Annotated in this window: 19 protein-coding genes and 1 pseudogene; 5 read left to right on the top strand and 15 right to left on the bottom strand. The window is 67.7% G+C overall.

What is annotated here, in order from left to right; all coding sequences use genetic code 11:
• The 3 genes from AUL28_RS01135 to AUL28_RS22460 form a co-directional block, all read right to left on the bottom strand.
• The coding region (locus AUL28_RS01135) for a cbb3-type cytochrome c oxidase subunit I (RefSeq protein ID WP_192843372.1) at positions 1-369 on the bottom strand (369 nt) is incomplete at its 3' end.
• Entirely contained in the window at positions 366-1,271 is a 906-nt protein-coding gene (locus tag AUL28_RS01130; protein ID WP_244493371.1) for a cytochrome c oxidase subunit II, read from the bottom strand. The genes AUL28_RS01135 and AUL28_RS01130, both read right to left, overlap by 4 nt.
• Before the next feature lie 292 nt (positions 1,272-1,563).
• Positions 1,564-1,866: a hypothetical protein gene (locus AUL28_RS22460; RefSeq protein WP_156419849.1), complete on the bottom strand. Its 303-nt coding sequence runs from the start codon at positions 1,864-1,866 to the stop codon at positions 1,564-1,566.
• Between AUL28_RS22460 and AUL28_RS01125 the strand changes: the two genes are divergently transcribed.
• A complete protein-coding gene (locus tag AUL28_RS01125; RefSeq protein ID WP_062230379.1) occupies positions 1,865-3,079 on the top strand; it encodes a S41 family peptidase in 1,215 nt (404 codons plus the stop codon). The genes AUL28_RS22460 and AUL28_RS01125 overlap by 2 nt on opposite strands.
• 3 nt (positions 3,080-3,082) lie before the next feature.
• Here AUL28_RS01125 and AUL28_RS01120 read toward each other — a convergent pair whose 3' ends face one another.
• Positions 3,083-4,393 carry an SDR family oxidoreductase gene (locus AUL28_RS01120; RefSeq protein ID WP_062230376.1) on the bottom strand — a complete coding sequence of 437 codons (1,311 nt, stop codon included), beginning with the start codon at positions 4,391-4,393 and terminating at the stop codon, positions 3,083-3,085.
• 3 nt (positions 4,394-4,396) lie between these two features.
• On the bottom strand, positions 4,397-4,864 hold the full coding sequence (locus tag AUL28_RS01115; RefSeq protein WP_062230375.1) for a DUF2269 family protein: 468 nt from the start codon (positions 4,862-4,864) through the stop codon (positions 4,397-4,399).
• A gap of 202 nt (positions 4,865-5,066) precedes the next feature.
• Between AUL28_RS01115 and hisC the strand changes: the two genes are divergently transcribed.
• Positions 5,067-6,134: a histidinol-phosphate transaminase gene (gene hisC, locus AUL28_RS01110; RefSeq protein WP_062230374.1), complete on the top strand. Its 1,068-nt coding sequence runs from the start codon at positions 5,067-5,069 to the stop codon at positions 6,132-6,134.
• A gap of 13 nt (positions 6,135-6,147) precedes the next feature.
• Here the strand turns inward: hisC and AUL28_RS01105 are convergent, their stop codons facing one another.
• The 3 genes from AUL28_RS01105 to AUL28_RS01095 form a co-directional block, all read right to left on the bottom strand.
• Positions 6,148-9,702: an error-prone DNA polymerase gene (locus AUL28_RS01105; RefSeq protein WP_062230373.1), complete on the bottom strand. Its 3,555-nt coding sequence runs from the start codon at positions 9,700-9,702 to the stop codon at positions 6,148-6,150.
• Positions 9,699-11,186 (bottom strand): Y-family DNA polymerase, encoded by a 1,488-nt coding sequence (locus AUL28_RS01100; protein WP_244493372.1) that lies wholly within the window; start codon positions 11,184-11,186, stop codon positions 9,699-9,701. The genes AUL28_RS01105 and AUL28_RS01100 overlap by 4 nt, the downstream gene beginning before the upstream one ends.
• Positions 11,187-11,256: 70 nt before the next feature.
• Positions 11,257-12,039: an ImuA family protein gene (locus AUL28_RS01095; protein ID WP_062230372.1), complete on the bottom strand. Its 783-nt coding sequence runs from the start codon at positions 12,037-12,039 to the stop codon at positions 11,257-11,259.
• Between the two features lie 593 nt (positions 12,040-12,632).
• Between AUL28_RS01095 and AUL28_RS01090 the strand changes: the two genes are divergently transcribed.
• Positions 12,633-13,055 (top strand): metallopeptidase family protein, encoded by a 423-nt coding sequence (locus AUL28_RS01090; RefSeq protein WP_058635511.1) that lies wholly within the window; start codon positions 12,633-12,635, stop codon positions 13,053-13,055.
• Here AUL28_RS01090 and AUL28_RS01085 read toward each other — a convergent pair whose 3' ends face one another.
• The 6 genes from AUL28_RS01085 to AUL28_RS01060 all read right to left on the bottom strand — a co-directional run bounded on the left by AUL28_RS01085 (position 13,056) and on the right by AUL28_RS01060 (position 16,298).
• Positions 13,056-13,757: a TIGR02117 family protein gene (locus tag AUL28_RS01085; RefSeq protein WP_062230371.1), complete on the bottom strand. Its 702-nt coding sequence runs from the start codon at positions 13,755-13,757 to the stop codon at positions 13,056-13,058.
• Positions 13,754-14,056 (bottom strand): hypothetical protein, encoded by a 303-nt coding sequence (locus AUL28_RS01080; RefSeq protein ID WP_062230370.1) that lies wholly within the window; start codon positions 14,054-14,056, stop codon positions 13,754-13,756. Before AUL28_RS01080 ends, AUL28_RS01085 begins: the two co-directional genes overlap by 4 nt.
• Positions 14,053-14,259 carry a DUF1737 domain-containing protein gene (locus AUL28_RS01075; RefSeq protein WP_058599371.1) on the bottom strand — a complete coding sequence of 69 codons (207 nt, stop codon included), beginning with the start codon at positions 14,257-14,259 and terminating at the stop codon, positions 14,053-14,055. Before AUL28_RS01075 ends, AUL28_RS01080 begins: the two co-directional genes overlap by 4 nt.
• A complete protein-coding gene (locus AUL28_RS01070) occupies positions 14,256-15,140 on the bottom strand; it encodes an HpcH/HpaI aldolase/citrate lyase family protein (RefSeq protein ID WP_062230369.1) in 885 nt (294 codons plus the stop codon). Before AUL28_RS01070 ends, AUL28_RS01075 begins: the two co-directional genes overlap by 4 nt.
• Positions 15,141-15,285: 145 nt before the next feature.
• A complete protein-coding gene (locus AUL28_RS01065; RefSeq protein ID WP_058599369.1) occupies positions 15,286-15,714 on the bottom strand; it encodes an organic hydroperoxide resistance protein in 429 nt (142 codons plus the stop codon).
• A gap of 119 nt (positions 15,715-15,833) precedes the next feature.
• On the bottom strand, positions 15,834-16,298 hold the full coding sequence (locus tag AUL28_RS01060) for a MarR family winged helix-turn-helix transcriptional regulator (protein WP_062230367.1): 465 nt from the start codon (positions 16,296-16,298) through the stop codon (positions 15,834-15,836).
• 213 nt (positions 16,299-16,511) lie between these two features.
• Between AUL28_RS01060 and leuD the strand changes: the two genes are divergently transcribed.
• Together leuD and AUL28_RS01050 are read left to right on the top strand one after the other, a co-directional pair.
• The gene (gene leuD, locus AUL28_RS01055) at positions 16,512-17,117 is read left to right on the top strand and encodes a 3-isopropylmalate dehydratase small subunit (protein ID WP_058599367.1); all 606 of its coding nucleotides are present in this window, start codon (positions 16,512-16,514) and stop codon (positions 17,115-17,117) included.
• Positions 17,117-17,512, top strand: coding sequence for a RidA family protein (locus AUL28_RS01050; RefSeq protein ID WP_062230364.1), 396 nt, complete (start codon positions 17,117-17,119; stop codon positions 17,510-17,512). Before leuD ends, AUL28_RS01050 begins: the two co-directional genes overlap by 1 nt.
• Before the next feature lie 96 nt (positions 17,513-17,608).
• On the opposite strand, the pseudogene AUL28_RS23640 reads toward AUL28_RS01050, so the two are convergent.
• Positions 17,609-18,275, bottom strand: a pseudogene (locus AUL28_RS23640) (hypothetical protein); the annotation flags it as partial.

The following is an 18,275-nucleotide window of genomic DNA, read 5'->3' as shown; positions in this document are numbered from 1 at the left end:
GAGCATCTGCGGCAGGAGGATCACCGCCACCGCCTCGAAGATCGGGACGGCGAACAGGAACATCATCACCGTGCCGTGCAGCGTATAGACCTGATTGTACATGGTCGCCGACAGGAAGTCGGTGTCGGGCGCGACCAGCTGCACGCGGATCATCAGGCCGAGCACGCCGGCGAACAGCATGAAAGCGAAGGCCGTCGCCGTGTACCAGACGCCGACCGTCGTGTTGTTGACGTCGGACCAGTAGCGCCAGCCCTTGGGGCTATCCCAGACGGCGATCAGGCGTTCGGCCTGGGCCTTGCGGACGGATTCGTCCTCCTGGTCCGGGTCCTCGGGGCGGCGCATCGCATTGAGTTCGGCCGCCATGCTCATTTCAGCGCCCCCAGCCATTCGGCGATCTGCCGGAGTTCATCCCGCGGCAGCATGGAAAAGGACGGCATCTCGACGCCCGGCTTCTCGTGTTCGGTGAGCGCGACGAAGCGCATGATATTGTCGGGGTTCATGTCCAGAATGCCCGCGCCGAGCGTCTGGCGGCTGGCCAGATGCGTGAGATCAGGGCCGACGAGGCCGGCCGAGTCCGTGCCGCGCACGGCGTGGCAGGCGCCGCAGCCATTGCGCTCGAAGGCGATCCGGCCGGGATGGTCGAGAACGGTCGCGGGCGCGGCTTCCGCCGTGACCTTGGCGTCGAACTCCTCCTGGCTGACGACGCGCACGCGAAACAGCATCTGCGCATGGGCGGTGCCGCAGAACTCGGCGCAGATGCCGTTGTAGAGGCCGAGCTTGGTCGGCTCCACCACGAGCCGGTTGATGCGGCCGGGGATCGTATCCGTCTTGCCCGCGATGTTGGGCACCCAGAAGGAGTGGATGACGTCGGGCGAGCCCAGAAGCAGTTCCGAGCGCCGGTTCACCGGCAGCCAGATTTCGTTGGCGGACGGCACGCCCTCGCCCGACAGCGCCTTGGCGACGCCCGGCGTATCGGGCGTGTTGTAATGAACGCGCCACCAGAAGCGCTCGCCCGAGACGGCGATGCGCGGGCCATCGGCCGGGGCACGGAACTCGGGCATGAGGCGCAGACCGAAAACGAGAAGCGCGGTCAGCACCACGACGGGAAAGGCGACGCCGCCCCACAGGATGAAGCGCTGGCCGGCCTTGTCGCTCAAGGGCCGGCTTTCGCTGCGCGTGGCATAGACCGAAATGCCCATGACGAAGAGCCAGATGGCGACAGCCCCCGCGAGCATGACCCAGAACAGGCCGAGCACGCGGTCGCTTTCCATGCCCGCCGGGGCGAAGGTCGACTGTGGCCCTTGGCAGGCGGCTAGGGCCAATAGCGGCAGAAGCGACGCCGCGCGCCGAAGCGCGAGGCCTCGTGCAGGCTTGGCACCGCACCAAAGCTCGGCGCTGTGCGGAAGCTCGGCGCTTCGCTGGAGCTTGGCGCTTCGCGGGAGCTTGGCGCTTCGCGGGAGCGCGATGTCGCGCCAGCAGCCCTGCCTTCGAGTGGATGAAGTGGCCCGTGTCAGCGTCGTTCCCCCGAGCGCTCGCGCGCCCTGCCCCCGGCCGCCGTCTCCCTCAAGACGTCGAACCCTGTTCCTGAAGGGACAAACTATGGCGCACGATGCTTTTGGCGATGCGCAGGCAGGCGCTTGGCGGCATCACGCTCGCGTGATAGATGATGTGCCATAGAACGATGCAATAGACCTGATCGCGACGACCGGAGGGGCCGTTCGATGCTGCGGGCCTGTAGAGTTGGTTCGACGGATCGGAAAGGGCACCGATGCCGTTTCGACGTGTCTTGTCGATTGTCGCTTTTCTCGCCTGCGCAATGAGCCCGCCGTTGGATTGCCTGGCGGAGCAAGCATCCGCCCAGACCATGCCTGTACGAGACCCGGATTTGGCCGAGCGCGCGGCGATCGCCTCGGCAGCCTATCACGCGATCCGAACCTATTTCGCCCAAGCCGAGGGCCTGCCCGCAGACGATGATTTCGAAGCGCGCTATCACGCCTATCTGAGGGAAGCTCTCACGGCGCCCGATCGGCGAAATTTCTCACTGGCGACCATGCGTCTCTTCGCCAGCCTGAAGAATGGCCATACCGGCTTTTTCGACGAGGTGATGGAACGGGAGGCACGCCCGCTGCCCTTCACCCTCCGCCCGGTCGAGGGCGCCTGGACCATCCTCCGTTCGCGCCTTCCCGTCCTTTCTTCCGGCGATGTCGTCATTGCGGTGGACGGACACCCGATCGATGAATGGCTGGAGCCGATCCGGGCCGAGATCGGACAGTCGAGTCAGGCGACCCTCGACCGCGTGGTCTGGAGCCGTCCCTTTCTTTTCCCTTCCAGTTTTACGCTCACGCTGGAGGACGGACGGGAGGTTCCTATCGATCGGGCAGCGCCCTCCGACGCGCCATGGCGCGGACTTACGCTGTCAAAGGAAGTGACGTCCCGCCCCGGCCCCGACGGGCTCGTTATCCTGCGCATTCCCAGTTTCGACGGGCATCGGTATGAGGACGAGGCCATCACCGCCATCCGGGCGGCAAAGGATGCGCGCGCCATCCTTCTCGATCTTCGCGGCAATGGCGGCGGGCAAACGCCGAGCCGGCTTCTCGCGGCCATCATGACCCGGCCCTATCGCGGCACGAGCTTCGTTTCTCCCATGACCATCGCTCTCAACGATGCCCAGGAGGCGTTCCACGGGACGGTGGCCTCCCTGCCCCAACTGATGATGCGCGCGGGGGCAGACACGACCCAGCCCGAGCCGGATGCCTTCGTCGGGAAAATGGCGGCTCTGGTAGATGGCGGCTGCGCCTCGGCCTGCGAGGATTTCGTTCTGCGCTTCCAGGATGGCGCGCGGGGTCCGGTTCTGGGCGAAGCGACGTTCGGCTCCACCGGACAGCCTTTCGTTCAACGCTTCCCCGAGTTCGGCATGAGCTTTCGCGTGTCCACCAAGCGCGAAACAAAGGCCGACGGACAGGCCTTCGAAGGGGTTGGGGTCACACCCGACATGCCGATTCCCCTCACCCGCAGTGAGTTGCGCGAGGGCGTCGACCACCAGTTGGACCAAGCGATCCGGCTTCTCTCCGGTTCGTAAATCCTACCGCTCGTCCAGCAGCGCGAGCGCGACCAGCGCGAGGACGATGGCGGGCAGGGTCTTGACCATGGAGCCGAGCGGGTCGAGCCAGAGGTCGGGGTCGAAGAGGATCGCGCCCAGAACATAGGCCAGCGACAGGGCGATGGCGGCCCAGAGTCCGAGACGGGCGGTGCGACGGGTGGCGATCATCGTGCCGATCTGAATGTCCAGAAGGCTGGTTAGCACCGTCGCGCCCTTGGCAAGGCCCACCGGCAGGCCGAGTCCGATCAGGATCGCGGTGGCCGCTTCGAAGGAGATCGTGAGCGCGACAAGGCCGGACACGAGCCAGAACAGAACGAGCATGGTGAACACCAGAGCCTTCAGGAGATAAAGACGCGCGAACCAGCGCTCTTGAACGGTGGCGGGCGTGCCGGAGAGAGCATCGAGGAGCGAGGCGGGCTGAAGGCCCGTCGCCTCCATCCAGGCGCCGGGGTCGCCCGAAACGCCGCGCTGCATTTCCATGAGCGCGGTGGTGCGGATGGGCGGCGACCAGCCCAGACGCGCGGCGAGATCGCCCAAACGCGCGCCGGCCATCATCAGAAAACCGGGAAGGCGCAGCCGCGCGGGCGGGCCGCCGAGATGGAGGCGCACGGCCTCCACCACGGTTTCCACTGTGCCGGGCCGGCGCTCCATCACGTCCCATGTGACGCGCCAGTCTCGCTCGCCCTCGGCCCAGCGATGCGCGAGGAAGGCCACCGTGCGGGCGATGTCGCGCACATCCGTCGCGGCAAAAGGGCTTGCGGCCTCGCGCGCCGGCAGGGCGAAGGGCAGCATGGCCAGCGCGCGGATCAGCGCGCTGCCGCCATAGGCCGCCGGGGCCCAGACGAAGCCAGGGCGCAGGATCGCGAAAGAAACGGCCTGCTGCGCGATCAGGTGCTCCGCCTCGCGCTTGGTGGTGCTGAAACCTGTCCGATCCTCCGCCTCGCGGCCGGGAATGGAAATCTGGACGAAGAGGCGCGTTCGCGTCGCCTCCACCAGCCGGGCGGCGAAATCACGATGCACCGCCCGCGCCCGGCCCTTGCCGCTGTCCTGCAACACGCCGATGCAGTTCACGACGATCTCCACCCCTTCCGCGTCCAGAAGGCGCGAGAGATCGGCGGCGGACGCTTCCACGAGCGGCGTCTCGACGGGGCGTCGCAGGGCTTGGCGCTGGGCGGGCGTGAAGCGGCGGGCAAGCGCCAGGACGGGGTAGCCTTCGGCCTGCAGGTAACGCGCCAGCGCCTCGCCGATCAGGCCGGAGGCACCCAGGATCGCGATGGTCGGGAGCGGTGCCATCGGTCAGAGACTCGGCTTGGCGATCATGAGCCAGAGGATGGCCGCAACGGCACCGAAGCCCGGAAAGCCGAAGAGGAACCAGATGCGGAACAGCCTGTGATAGCGCGGCGGCAGCGGCTCGGACTTGGCAGCGGCTTCCTGCGCCAGATCGCGCATCCGGGCCTGAATCCAGACCACCGGCAGCCAGAACAGGCCCGCGACACCATAGAGCGCCAGGGATGCGACAATCCAGAACTCGCTCATGGCATAGCCGGCTTCGTGCATCAGAAGATAGCCGGTGATGGGCTGAAGCGTCACGGCGGAGGCGGTGAAGAGGAGATCGGCCGTCACCACCACGCCGGCGGTGCGCGCGACGAAGGCGGCATCGCGCGTGCGGTGGGCCATCAGCATGAAAAAGGCGATGCCCGTTCCCGTCCCCAGAATGACGGTGGCGCCGAGAATATGCAGGTACTTCAGCAGGAGATAGGTCAAGGGACTGTCTCGGATGGGCCGTCCGCCACCATCTCACACCTCCATCACAGACCCGTAAACGCTCGACTCGCAGTTGTGGATAGGGCTAACGGATGGGAAGAAAGGCCACCGGAGCCGGCCGACATGGGAGCGCTTCGCCCCTCGCCAGTGCGCCTTTCGCCAGTCTATCAAAGGCGCGCGCAACGCGGGGAGCTGTCGTCTCATGAGCCGTTTCTGGAGCCGGATCGTTTACACGCTGGAGCCCTATGTGCCGGGCGAGCAGCCTCGCGTCGCCAATCTTCTGAAGCTGAACACCAACGAGAGCCCTTATGGCCCCTCGCCCCGCGCGCTGGAGGCGATCCGCGCGGCGGCCTCGGACGATCTGCGGCTCTATCCCGATCCGTCCTCGCTGGCGCTGCGCGAGGCGATCGGCGCGAGCTTCGGCCTGTCGGCGGGCGAGGTCTTTGTCGGCAACGGGTCGGACGAGGTTCTGGCCCATGTCTTCCAGGGGCTTCTGAACCACGAGCGGCCGCTGCTCTTCCCCGACATCACCTATGCCTTCTATCCGACCTATGCCCGGCTCTTCGGCATTCCTTACGAGACCGTGGCGCTGGACGAGACCTTCCGGGTGCGGGTGGAGGATTACCGCCGGCCCTGCGGCGCGATCATTCTGCCCAACCCCAACGCGCCGACCGGCATCGCCCTGCCGCTGCCGGCGATCCGCCAACTGTTGCAGGATCACCCCGACCAGCCCGTGGTGGTGGACGAAGCCTATGTAGATTTCGGCGCGGAGAGCGCGGCGGGTCTCATTAGGGACCATCCCAACCTTCTGGTGGTGCAGACCTTTTCCAAGTCGCGCTCGCTGGCGGGCCTGCGCGTCGGATTCGCGCTCGGCCAACGAGGGCTGATCGAGGCGATGGAGCGGGTGAAGGACAGTTTCAATTCCTATCCGCTCGGCCGCCCGGCGCAGGCCGGCGCGCTTGCCGCTTGGCGGGACCGGGACTGGTTCGAGCATCACACGGCGCTGACCGTCGCCGCGCGGGACGAGCTTTCAGTCGCGCTTGGGGATCTCGGCTTCGAGGTGCTCCCCTCCCGCGCCAATTTCCTGTTCGCTCGGCACCCGGCGCGGGCGGGCGCCGACCTCGCGCGGGCGCTGCGCGAGCGAGCCATTCTGGTGCGCCATTTCGCGCGACCCCGCATCGCGGATTTCCTGCGCATCACGGTCGGCACACCGGCCGAATGCGAGCGGCTGGTGGAGGCGCTGCGGGAGATATTGGCGCGGAACGCCTGATACCCTGACGCCCTCAATGAAAATTGCGCCCCTTGGGCAGGACGGCATGGGTGCGCCGCGTCTCGTCCTCCACCGCGCCCGGCCGCTCGCCCAATCGCTCTTCCCAAGGCACATCGGGCATGGCGCGGCCCTCGCGCGGGGTTCGGTGCAGGTTGACACGGCCTTCGGGCTGCGGGCGGCGGAACTCGTCGGCGCGCGAGAGAACCGCGCCGAGCGCGCTCGCCGCCTCCACCACATCGGCCGGAATGGGCCGCTGCAGCGCGCGCTCCCCGCCGTGGTATCGCAAGGGCTTGCGCACATGGTCGGCCGGTTGCAGCGTGTCCGTGCGCTCCAGCCCGCCTTTCGAAAGATGGACGAGAAGCGGCGACAGGTCTTCCAGCCGCTCGGCCACGAGATGCTGCACGCCATGGTCGCGCTGGATGCGGCCGGAAATGCGGATGAAGCGCGCGCCGAGAATGACGGAGCGATAGCGTTCGAACATCGTCTTCCAGACCACGACATTGGCGACGCCCGTTTCGTCCTCCACCGTAATGAAGACGACGCCCTTGGCCGAGCCCGGCCGCTGGCGGATCAGGACGAGCCCGGCGACATCCACCCGCCGCCCCGGCTTCACCTGATCCAGCGCCGCCGTCTGGACGATGCCGAGATCGCTTAAGTGCCCGCGCAGGAAGGAGATCGGGTGCGCCTTCAGCGACAGCGACAGGAAGCGATAGTCGTTCACCACCTCTTCGCCCTCCGGCATGTCGGGCAGCGCGGCTGGGGCTTCGGGGCGCAGGTCCGGCCCCTTGGCCAGCGCGAAGAGCGGCAGATCCTCCACCGGCTCGTCCAGTCCCTGCACCGCCCAGAGCGCGGCGCGGCGCTTGAGGCCCATGTCCTGAAAGGCGTCGGCATCGGCCAGCCGCTCCAAGGCGCGGCGGGACAGACCGGTGCGCTGGCGCAGATCGTGCAGCGAGCGGAAGGGGCCGCCCGCCTCGCGCGCCGCGACCAGCCGCGCCATGTCCGCTTCAGCAAGGTCCTTCACCTGCCGCAAGCCGAGGCGCAGCGCGTGGCGCGTGCGGATCGCGCCGGCCATCTCGCGATGGCGCGGATGCAGGGCGCGCGGATCGAAGCGGCCGGGCTCCAGCGTCGCATCCCAGCGCGAGCGGTTGACGCAGACGGGGCGCACCTCCACCCCATGCTCGCGCGCATCGCGCACGATCTGCGCCGGGGCGTAGAAACCCATGGGCTGCGAGTTGAGAAGGCTGGCGGCGAAGACATCCGGGAAATGGCACTTGATATAGGCCGAGGCATAGACGAGCAGCGCGAAGGAGGCGGCATGGCTTTCGGGAAAGCCGTATTCGCCGAAGCCCTCGATCTGGCTGAAGCAGCGCGCGGCGAAATCGGCCTCGTATCCCTTGGCGATCATGCCGGAGATCATCCGATCCTTGAAATGCGTCACTTGGCCCGAGCGCTTGAAGGTCGCCATGGCGCGGCGCAGCTTGTCCGCCTCGGCCCCCGTGAAGCCGGCTGCCACCATGGCGATGCGCATGGCCTGTTCCTGAAACAGTGGAACGCCGCAGGTGCGCTCGAGAATGTCCTTCAGTTCGTCGCTGGGAAGATCGGGCTTCTCCAGCCCCATGCGCCGCCGAAGATAGGGATGCACCATGTTGCCCTGGATCGGGCCGGGGCGCACGATGGCGACTTGGATGACGAGATCGTAGAACTCGTTGGGCCTCAGCTTGGGCAGCATGGTCATCTGCGCCCGGCTTTCGATCTGGAAGGTGCCGAGCGTATCCGCCCGATGCGTCATCCGCCAGACCGGGGCGTTGGGTGGCTCGACGGGCAGCGTGTCGAGCGAGGCCGCCCGCCCATCGCCCGTCGCCTCGCCGGGATAAAGTCGGTTCAGCATCTCGAAGGCGCGGCGCAGGCAGGAGAGCATGCCGAGCGCCAGAATGTCGATCTTGAGAATGCCGAGCGTGTCGAGATCGTCCTTGTCCCACTCGACGATGATGCGCCCCTTGCTCCCCGTGTTCAGCACGGGCACCGTCTCGTCCACCCGGCCGCGCGTCAGCACGAAGCCGCCGACATGCTGCGACAGGTGGCGCGGAAAGCCGGCGAGCTGATGGGCGAAGTCGAGCACATGGCGCGTCGTGCGATCCTGCGCCGAAAGGCCCGCCGCCTCGGCCTCGGCATCGCCCAGATCGCTCGCCGAATAGCCCCAGACCGAGCCCGACAGGGCGCTCAAGGCGTCTTCCGACAGGCCGAAGCACTTGCCGACCTCGCGCGCCGCCGAGCGGGCGCGATAGGTGATGACGGTGGCGGCGATCGCGGCCGAGTCCCGCCCATAGAAATCGTAGATCCAGCGGATCACCTCGTCGCGCCGCTCGTGCTCGAAATCGATGTCGATATCGGGCGGCTCGTCGCGCTCGGCGGAGATGAAGCGGTCAAAGAGCAGCCCGGCCTTGTCGGGGTGAACCTCCGTCACGCCGATGCAGTAGCAGACCACGGAATTGGCCGCCGAGCCGCGTCCCTGGCAGAGGATTTTCATATCGCGCGCGGCCTGCACGATGCGGTGGACGGTGAGGAAATAGGGCTCGTATTTCTTCTCTTCGATCAGCTCCATTTCCTTTTCTATCCGCGCGAAGATCGCAGGCGGAACGGGTTTGGGGTGGTAGCGCCAGGCCGCGCCTTCATAGGCAAGACGCCGCAACTCCTCAGCCGGGCTGACGGACAGACCCAGCGCCTCGTCGGGATAATCGTATTTGAGGCTCGCGAGATCGAACTCGACCTCTTCGAAAAAGCGCTTGGCTTCGCGGAGCGCCCCTTCGTGGCCGCGAAAGAGCCGCAGCATCTCGCCCTCGTGTTTCAGCCGTCGCTCGGCATTGCGGGCCAGCCGAAAGCCGGCTTGGGCGAGAGGCACATGCTCGCGAATGGCGGTCACCACATCGCTCAGGGGCCGGCGCTCCGTGCCGTGATAGAGCGCGTCATTGGTCGCGAGAAGCGGCGCCTTGAAGCGTTGCGCCAGCGCCTCGGCGCGCTCGATCCGCCGTCGATCACCGCCGTCGAAGCATGGGGCGAGCGCGAGGCGCACGGCCTTGGGGAAGGCCGAGACGAGCGGCGCGAGGGACTGAGTTAGCCGGCGTTCCGCCGCCTGCGCTTCCTGCCCGTCGCCACCGAGTTCCTCCGGCGCGAGCAGCGCGAGGCTGAGACCTTCGCCCCATTCGACGAGATCGGCCAGGGTCAGATGGCATTCACCCTTGGGCGCACGCAGGTTCCCGATCGTCAGAAGCCGGCAAAGTCGCCCCCAGGCGGCACGGTCGCGCGGATAGGCGAAGAGGTCGGGCGTCTCGTCCTGAAACACGAGGCGCGTCCCGGCGCGGAAGGGCATCTGGATGAGCCGCGCCTGATCATAGGCGCGCACCACGCCCGCGACGCTGTTGCGATCGGCCAAGCCCAGCCCGCCCAGCCCCAGCGCCTGGGCAGCCACCACCATCTCGCCCGGCTGCGAGACGCCGCGCAGAAAGGAAAAGGTCGAGGCCGCGCCGATCTCGCAAAAGCCGGGGCCGGGGGGCAGGAAGCCCGATGTCACGCGAAGAGCCCATGCAGAAACCAGCCGGACGCGCCGTCCGGTCGCGCGCCTTCGCGAAACATCCAGTAGCGCCGGCCGCCCTCGTCCTCGACGCGGAAATAGTCGCGCTCCGGCGCGGCATCCTCGCGCCACCATTCGGGCGCGATGCGCTCCGGCCCCTCGATCCGCTCCACGCGGTAATGCGCGCGCCGCCAGCGAAACTGGCGGATCGGCCCGTCCGGCACCTCGGCCGTGGCGCTCACCGGCTCGGGCGGCACGAGAAGCCGGAGCGGCCGGGGGGCGAGCGGCGTGTCCGAGCCGCCCGCCTCCGACGCGCTCAGCCATTGGACGCGGTGCTGGGCGCGTTCGGGCCGGTGGCTTTCGTCCGGCTCCAGCGAGAACAGCGCGGTTTCGCCGAGCCGCGTGGACAGGCGGTCGAGAAGTTCGGCCAAGGCTTCGGGCGCGCTCTCCTCTTGCGTGAGGCTCGTTTGCGCTTCCGCCATCGCCTCCGTCTCCACCACCGACAGGCGCAGGAGATCGTAGCCGAAGCCGACATCGAGATCGTCGCCGATCCCCTTCAGCCGCTCGGCGAAGAGACGCTCGATGCGCCGGGGATCGCGCAAGGGGCGGGCGCTGCGCACGGGAAGCCGCTCCACCCGTCCATCGACGCGAAACAGCGTGAGCTCCAGCCGCCGCGCGCCTTGCCCCCGCGCTTCCAGCTCGGGCTTGAGATGACCTGCCAAGTGGTTCGCAATGCGCAGGATATCGTCGGACAGGCTCACGGGTTCGAAGAGAAGCCGCTCGTGCGTCAGCGAGGCCACAAAGCGGCGCGGCTCGATCGGCGGGCGATGGCGGCCGGTCAACGCGTCGAGCCGTGCCAGAAGCGCCGAGCCGAAACGCCGCGCGAGCTGCGCGCGCGACAGGGCCAGAAGGTCGCCGATGGTCGCAAGGCCGAGCCGGGCGAGACGCCCGCGCTCCTCTGCCCCGATCCGCAGCGCGGCGATCGGCAGCGCCGTCAGGACGGGCGGCTCGGCTCCCTCCAGCAGACAGGTGCCCGGCCGGTGCCGCGCCAGGGCGGAGGCGAGGGCCGGATGCGAGGCGAGGCCCCAGCCGAGCGCGAAGCCTTGCGCGCGAAACCGCAACTGCACCTCGCGGCACAGGCCCCCTTCCCCGCCGAAAAGATGCGCGCAGCCGGAAATGTCGAGCACGAGCCCCTGCCGCCCATCCAGCGCGACCAGCGGCGTGTAACGCTCGGCCGCGTCCGCCAAGGCTTCCAGAAGGTGCCGGTCGGCCGCGCGGTCGCTCTCGCACAGCTCCAGTTCGGGAAAGCGCGCTCGCGCTTCGGCGACGCCCAGCCCCGGACGCAGACCGAGCCGAGCTGCCAGATCGCAGAGCGCCACGAGCCGCTCGGCGCCGTTCTGCCGTTCATAAAGGGCGAGCGGGCGCAGCACCTCGGCGCCGGGCGCGAGCTCGCGCTGCGAGGGGCGCAGCGTGGCGGGCGGCATGGTGGCCGGCGGGCGATGGCCATTGCCCGCGCCTAAGCGCGGCGTCAGGACGGGCGTGCCAGCGCTCGGGTCAGGAGGCGTGGCGGCGAGGCTCGGCCCTTCGGCTCCCTCCGTCTCGAGCCGCCAGGAGCGACCGAATCTCTGCCGTCGCAGCCGGTCCGTCGGCAGGCGGGGAAAGAACAGGGCGAGAAAGCGCGGCGGCACGCTCGGCTTGGACGAATCGACGCTCATGGACGTTCCACTCCAGATGGAATTGGCCAAGACGGCCATCGCGGGATTTTTCGATCGCTACGGCAAAGGCGGGCGCGCCGAGGCAGGAATGGGCCTCCAGCCCCGGCACGCGGCCCGCCGGCGCGGCGGAAAGTTGCAGGCGCAAGGGCGCGGCGGTGGTCTCGGCCGAGCCGCCCTGTCGCAGAACGAGAACCGGCCGCGCCGCGTGGCGCGAGCGCCAGTGCAGCCGCCGCGAGCCCTCCAGCGACAGCGCGGCGGGGTTGTTCTGCACCTCCAGAAGCGTCAGCGCCGGCGCGCCGGAGCGCGCGGCCTCTTCCGCCGCCCAGAGCGCGTCCTCCAGCCGGCGCGCGCGCACCATCACCAGCGCGGCGGGGTCGAGCCCGAAGGCGACGAGCCCCGGCCGATAGGGATAGCCGGCATCCGTCAGCGTCGCGGCGGGCGCGATCCAGACGAGCGGGCGCCGAGGCGACGCGCCCAAACGCACCGCGAGCGCCAAGGCGAAGCCGAGCCCCGCGCCTCCGTCCCGCACGGTCTCGACCCGGATTTCCGACAGGCCGGCTTCGGGAAAGCCACCGCCGAGCGCTTGGTCGATCCTGTCCGCGCCGAGCCGGCAGACGGGCAAAGAAGGACGAAATTCCTCTTCCGCTTTTTCGATCTCGGCTTGTGCCGGACCGTCTGTTCTGGCTTTACGGGGAGTATCCCACGTCTCGGACGGGCGGTGCTCGATCCGGCGGATCGCCTCGCGCAGGGTGTCGAGCTGCCGCCCGTCCGGGGTCGCGCCCGCGGCGTCGGCAGACGATAGAGGGTCCGCCGAAACGCTTGACGAAGCCTTGTTTTCTCTGGATGAATCCAGACATCTGTCAGACACCGGCCCCTCATCCCAAGGCGCGGCAAAGGCGGCTTTTGGTTGGACCCCCGACATGAACGTCTCCTTCGGACAAACCCTCGTCAGCCCTGAGGCTTTGTCCGAAACGGCATCTGTTCCCTCTATGTTCCTATGAATTCCAGAGCTGCCGATTCGAGTCAATCGATCAGCATCAAGGATTACATTCCTTGTTCACAGCTCTTGCTCGGCCCTGTGGAAAACCGGGGGCTTGGGTCTCTCATAGGGAAAGATGCGCGTCCGCGCGCATTCGTGAGCCGAAGCGGGCTCGCAGGGTGCGCCGCGATATGCCACGACACGATGAGCTTCGTGGGACTGGGAAAGGGAATGCGATGGGTCAGCGCGATCAGGCGGGGGACTGGGGCCAGCGCATGGCGCCGAGCCTGGAGGAGATCGAGGCCTTGGCGCTCGACGCCTATGCGCAGCTGCCGCCCGAATTTCGCGCGCTTTCAGGTGAGATCCGCTTCCATATCGCCGACTTCCCGGAGGACGAGGTGGTCGAGGCGATGAATCTCGAAAGCCCCTTCGATATTCTCGGCCTCTTCGAAGGCCGGCCCGTGGCGGAAATGGCGGTCGGCGCGACGGGCGAATTCCCCAACCGCATCCTCCTCTACCGCCGCCCGATCCTCGACTATTGGGCCGAGCACGAGGAAACCCTCAGCGCCCTCGTCTCCCACGTCCTGATCCACGAAATCGGCCACCATTTCGGCCTGTCGGACGACGATATGGAAGCGCTGGAGGCCGAGGCGGATTGATCACCCCAAGACCTTGGCCTCGTGCCAGTCCAGCCCCCACAAAAGCAGCGGGGGCAAGGGGGACCAGAGGCTGGTAGTGAGGCCGGCTTGGCGCAGGGCTTGCGCCGTCCAGGTGTTGCACCCGAACAGGAGATTGAAGCCGCCCCGCGCTTCGTAGAAGCGGTCATAGGGGCCGTAGGAGAAGCCGGGCAGGATCTCCGGCGCGCCGGATGGGGTGCGCGCGAAGCTCGCCTCGATGAAGCGCAGCAGGGCCTCAAAGGCCGGCTCGCTGAATGTCAGGCGGCGCAGGCCGGGCTCCTCGCCCGTCAGCGCGGGGGCGAGCGAGAGATGCAGCACCGAGCGGTCATAGGTGACGGAGTGCCAGAGTGCTCCCACCGTCAGGTCGCGCCATTCCGGTGTCTGCGTGTAGAAGGCGCGCCCGCCCCAGCCGACCGCGATGGCGCCGACACGCGGATCGTCCAGCGGCAGCCCGTCGCCGGCCAGGAAACCGAAGCGTGCCAAAACATCCGGCGTCGCGGGCAGGAGAATGTCGGTGTGGATCGGGTTGGCGGCCAGCAGCACGACCCGTTCCTCGCCGGCTTCCGGTGGCGGAAAGCGGACTTCGGGCGCGCGCGGGATGGCGAGCGCCAGAAGCGCGAGGCCGCCAAGGCTTGCGGCAAGCGCCACTCCGGCGGCGAAGAGCGCCCGGCCCCAGCGCCTCAAGAGCGGGGCGCGCTTCGACGCTGCAACCGCTCTTCGGCCCGACGCAGCGCCTCCTCGCCGCGCGCGAGGCCTTCGTCGCCTTGGCGCACAGCGTCCTGTCCCGTGCGGACCGCAGCGCCGGCTCGGCGCAACACTTCGGCACCAAGATCGAAGGGCGCGCCCCGGAGCGAGCCCAGCGCGCGCAGAGCCGTTTCCGCTTGGCGCAAGCCGGCTTCGCCCTCGCGAAGCGCCGCTTCGCCAGACCGCAGCCCTGCGCGTCCGGCCCGCAGACCCAGACGGCCGAGACCGAACGGGCTCATTGCTCGCCGAGTTTCATCGCGGGATCATAGTCCTTGCCCTCGACAATCTTGGTGACGGGCTGGGCGCATTTCATGACGCCTTCCTTTGCGTCGAACGCATAGGCCGGGCTGCCGGCGAGTTCCCAGCCCTTGGAGAGGGCCAGCGAAACCTTGTGGCAGAAGGCGGCGTCGTCCACGCCGGTGAGCAGGCGATAGAGCTTCATGGATTTGTTCTTTCCTCGATCGAAGCGGCGCGGGCGAGCAAGCGCTCGGCCGCCTGTAAGTGTAGGAGTTCCACCATCCGCCCCTCATGGCGGATGACGCCGCGCCCGGCATTGTCAGGCGCGGCAAAGGCGGCAACGAGGCGGCGGGCGCGCTCGATCTCCTCGCTCGATGGCCCGAAAGCCGCGTTGGCGCCCGCGATCTGCGCGGGATGAACAAGCGTTTTGCCGGCAAAGCCCATGCGGCGCGCCTGCGCGCATTCGGCTTCGAAGCCCCCGATATCGGTGAGATCGGACCAGACGCCGTCGAGCACGGGAACGCCGGCCGCCTTGCCGGCGACGAGAACGGGTCCGAGCCAGGGCATGAGTTCGGGGCGGCCGGGGGAGAGTTGGAGATTGGCGGCCGAGACGAGATCGTTCGGCCCGATCGCGAGCGCGCCGAGCCGGTGGCGCAGGCGCGCCTCCGCGATGTCGGCGGCATGGCGCACGCCGCGAGGCGTTTCCACCATGGCCCAGAGCCGAAGATTTTGGGGCGCGTCGGTTTCCACCAGCGCGTCGTCGGCCTCGTGCAGTTGGCGCGGCCCCTCGACCTTGGGCAGGAGAATGGCATCGACGCGAGCCCCGCGCGCCATCAGGAGGTCTTCCGTGCCATGCCGCGTGGCGAGCGGATTGATACGCACGACACGCAGGATGGAACCGGGCGGGCGGGCGAGAAGATGGGCGCGCAGGCGCTCGCGCGCGGCGTCCTTTTCCTCATCGGCCGCCGAATCCTCCAGATCGAAGATCAGCGCGTCGGCCTTCAGCGTGGCGGACTTGTCCAGCGCCCGGCCATTGGCGGCGGGCACGAAGAGAACGGATCGCAGGAGCGGTTCGGCTTCGGTCATGGCGTGAAGGTCTGCCCGATCCCCCCGGCCTGTTCAAGGCGGGTGTGATGGAGAAGGCCATGAAAAAGGCCGGAGCGCGGACGCGCCCCGGCCTCGAGTCGTGACGAGAGCTCAGGCAAGCTTTGCGCTCACATGAGCGCCGCGCTTAGGCCAACGTCAGGCCGACATTGACGTTGTTGCGCGTGGCGTTGGAATAGGGGCAGACCTCGTGCGCGGCGGCGATCAGCTTTTCGGCCTCGGCACGGTCCACGCCAGGAAGGTCGATCGTGAGGTCGGCGGTGATGCCGTAGCCGCCTTCCGAGCGCGGGCCGAAGCCGATTTCGGCCGTCACCGTCGCCTCGGCCGGAACCTTGACGCCGACCTTGGACGAGACGGCCCGCATGGCGCCGAGGAAGCAAGCCGAATAGCCGGCGGCGAACAGCTTCTCCGGGTTGGCGCCGACGCCACCGGGGCCGCCCATTTCCTTGGGAACCACGAGCTTGACATCGACCGAACCGTCGTCGGAGCGCGCCGCGCCGTCGCGGCCGCCGCCGTTGGCCGTGGCCTTGGTCTTGTAGATGACGTCAACGGGCATGGGAATCGTCCTTTGAATTCATGGGAAGTAGAAGGGTTGAACGGAGCGCGTCGCCCGACAAGCGACACGCGGAAGGGCCACGCCCGCCGAGGCGGGCCGACCGAAATCGTCGAGGCGTCTCAGACGGCCCGGCGCTGACGCCCATAGGTGGTCGCCAAGGCATCCCGCAGGGCGCGAACCTCTTCGTTGAGGGCCATCACCCGATCCAGCGACATGCCGGATGCGGACAGTAACTCCTGGGCAAGGCAGGCGCTCTCCTCACGCATGGTCCGCCCGGCTGCGGTGAGCGACACCGTGACCTGTCGCTCGTCCTCCGGATTGCGCCGGCGCGTCACCAAGCCGGATGCTTCTAGGCGTTTGACCAGCGGTGTCACCGTACTCGGCTCGAGGTCGAGCCGGTCGGCGATGCTGCTGACGCTCGGCCCGTCGCCCTCCCAGAGAACGGACAGAACGAGATATTGCGGATAGGTGAGCCCCAGCCGATCCAGGATCGGCTTGTAGGTTCGCCCCACGGCCATGGACGCGCCATACAGCGAGAAGCAGAGCCTTTCGTCTAACGGGATCGGACGCTCCAACCGCGTCATGGCCTGGTGTTCCTCTCTGTTGATTCGGTTTTAGTTTATCGCGATAAACATTGCAACGCGTTTTTTCATCATCATCTGCATTTTCGAAAGCGCCCTTCCTGCTGAAAGGGGTTGGTCGAAGGGCATTAGAGGGTGTAACGACACCGACACGAAAATTTTCCGGCCTCTCTTCAGGAAAATTCCATCCGAGCCCCAGGGGAAAGGATCGCCATCATGCAGAAGTTCGATCAGCTGACGGGCGTCGCGGCGCCGCTTCCGACGCTTAATGTCGATACCGACATGATCATCCCCAAGGATTACCTGAAGACGATCAAGCGCACGGGCCTCGGCGTCGGGCTCTTCGCCAATCTGCGCTACAAGGAAGACGGGTCGGAGGACGAGAGCTTCGTCCTGAACCGCCCGGCCTATCGCAAGGCCGAGATTCTGGTGGCGGGCGACAATTTCGGCTGCGGCTCCTCGCGCGAGCACGCGCCCTGGGCGCTTCTGGATTTCGGTATCCGCTGCGTGATCTCGACGTCCTTCGCCGATATTTTCTACAACAACTGCTTCAAGAACGGCATTCTGCCGATCCGCGTCAGCCAGGCGGAGTTGGACGCGCTGATGGCGGACGCCGAGAAGGGCGCGAACGCCACGCTCAGCGTCGATCTCGAAGCGCAGGAAATCCGCCGGCCGGACGGCGGCGTGATCCATTTCGAGATGGACCCGTTCCGCAAGCACTGCCTCATCAACGGGCTGGACGATATCGGCCTGACGCTGGAGCGCGAAGCCTCCATTTCCGGCTTCGAGCAGCGCCTCGGCGCCGAGCGTCCCTGGGCCTGATGGAGAGTGAGGCCAGGAGCCGGCGGCTCGTCTCCACCGGCTCGCCCTTCGAGCGGCAGGCCGGCTACAGCCGCGCCGTGGCGCTCGGCAACATCTGCGAAGTGTCGGGCACCACGGGCTACGACTATCGCACGATGACCATGCCGGAGGATGTCGGCGAGCAGACCGAGAACGCGCTGGCGACAATCGAAACCGCGCTGCGCGAAGCCGGCTTTGCGATGAGCGACATCGTGCGCGTTCGCTATATCGTGACGGACGTTCGCTTCGCGGATGCGGTCTTCGCGGTCACCGGCCGCTGGTTCGGCGAGATTCGTCCGGCCGCGACGATGATCGTGGCGGGGCTGATCCGGCCGGAAATGAAGGTCGAGATCGAGGCAAGTGCGCTTCGCGCCTGATCGGTGAAGCCTCGCAAATCATTCAAAAAAGAAGCCCGGCGCGGGATCGTCCCGCGCCGGGCTTTTTCGTGATCGACCCTGACGGCGCGACGAGCCTCAGCGGCTCATGCGCTCGAACCCATCGTCGCCGCCGAGATCCAGCGAGAAGCCGCCCTTGACGTCGCGCTGCGTGGCGGCAAAGCCGGCCGCCTTGGCTTGCAGCGAATGGACGGGGTTGGCATCGCCCGCTTCGAACAGGTCGTCGGCATCGGCAAGATGCACCGCCGGGGCCTTGGCGGGCGAGGCCGGCTTGTTGGCAGGCTGAGCCGCGCCCTTGCTCGTAGCGGACGCCGCCGGAGCGCGCGCGGGGGCCTTGGACACAGGCCGGGCCGAAGATGCGCTGGGCGCTCCGCGCTTGGGGGCAGGAGCCTGAGACGCGCCCGACTTGCGCGCGTTCACTTGGCGGTTGGTGGTTTCGATCTCCAAGGCTTCCGCCTGGATCAGCGCGTCGCGCTCGGCATCCGTCATGCGGAAGAAGCCCGCGCGCTCTTCGAGGCGGCCTGCTTCGGACGCCAGCTGCTCGGCCGTCGCCGTCATCTGGTTGGCCGCGCCGGCATTGGCCTGCGTGACCTGATCCAGCTGCCCGATCGCCTGATTGATCTGCTCGATGCCGATCGACTGTTCGCGGCAGGCCGCTGAAATCTCGGAGACCAGCTCCGCCGTCTTTTTGATGTCCGGCACCAGCTTCTCCAGACGCGAGCCGGCATCCTCGGCGACGATCAGC

The organism is Aureimonas sp. N4, from assembly GCF_001463925.1.
Taxonomy (GTDB): Bacteria; Pseudomonadota; Alphaproteobacteria; order Rhizobiales; family Rhizobiaceae; genus Aureimonas; species Aureimonas ureilytica_A.
The sequence above is the reverse complement of the archived record's forward strand: the minus strand, read 5'-3'. Positions and strand labels throughout refer to the sequence as shown.

Excerpts from the sequence above, each read along its gene's own strand:
- AUL28_RS01065 (WP_058599369.1), bottom strand. The coding sequence starts at position 15,714 with ATGCCCGTTGACGTCATCTACAAGACCAAGGCCACGGCCAACGGCGGC.
- AUL28_RS01075 (WP_058599371.1), bottom strand. The coding sequence starts at position 14,259 with ATGAAGCTCTATCGCCTGCTCACCGGCGTGGACGACGCCGCCTTCTGC.
- AUL28_RS01060 (WP_062230367.1), bottom strand. The coding sequence starts at position 16,298 with ATGACGCGGTTGGAGCGTCCGATCCCGTTAGACGAAAGGCTCTGCTTC.
- hisC (WP_062230374.1), top strand. The coding sequence starts at position 5,067 with ATGAGCCGTTTCTGGAGCCGGATCGTTTACACGCTGGAGCCCTATGTG.
- AUL28_RS01050 (WP_062230364.1), top strand. The coding sequence starts at position 17,117 with ATGGAGAGTGAGGCCAGGAGCCGGCGGCTCGTCTCCACCGGCTCGCCC.
- AUL28_RS01100 (WP_244493372.1), bottom strand. The coding sequence starts at position 11,186 with ATGCCGCCCGCCACGCTGCGCCCCTCGCAGCGCGAGCTCGCGCCCGGC.
- AUL28_RS01070 (WP_062230369.1), bottom strand. The coding sequence starts at position 15,140 with ATGACCGAAGCCGAACCGCTCCTGCGATCCGTTCTCTTCGTGCCCGCC.
- AUL28_RS01120 (WP_062230376.1), bottom strand. The coding sequence starts at position 4,393 with ATGGCACCGCTCCCGACCATCGCGATCCTGGGTGCCTCCGGCCTGATC.
- AUL28_RS22460 (WP_156419849.1), bottom strand. The coding sequence starts at position 1,866 with ATGGTCTGGGCGGATGCTTGCTCCGCCAGGCAATCCAACGGCGGGCTC.
- AUL28_RS01130 (WP_244493371.1), bottom strand. The coding sequence starts at position 1,271 with ATGGAAAGCGACCGCGTGCTCGGCCTGTTCTGGGTCATGCTCGCGGGG.
- AUL28_RS01080 (WP_062230370.1), bottom strand. The coding sequence starts at position 14,056 with ATGAGCCCGTTCGGTCTCGGCCGTCTGGGTCTGCGGGCCGGACGCGCA.
- AUL28_RS01090 (WP_058635511.1), top strand. The coding sequence starts at position 12,633 with ATGGGTCAGCGCGATCAGGCGGGGGACTGGGGCCAGCGCATGGCGCCG.
- leuD (WP_058599367.1), top strand. The coding sequence starts at position 16,512 with ATGCAGAAGTTCGATCAGCTGACGGGCGTCGCGGCGCCGCTTCCGACG.
- AUL28_RS01125 (WP_062230379.1), top strand. The coding sequence starts at position 1,865 with ATGCCTGTACGAGACCCGGATTTGGCCGAGCGCGCGGCGATCGCCTCG.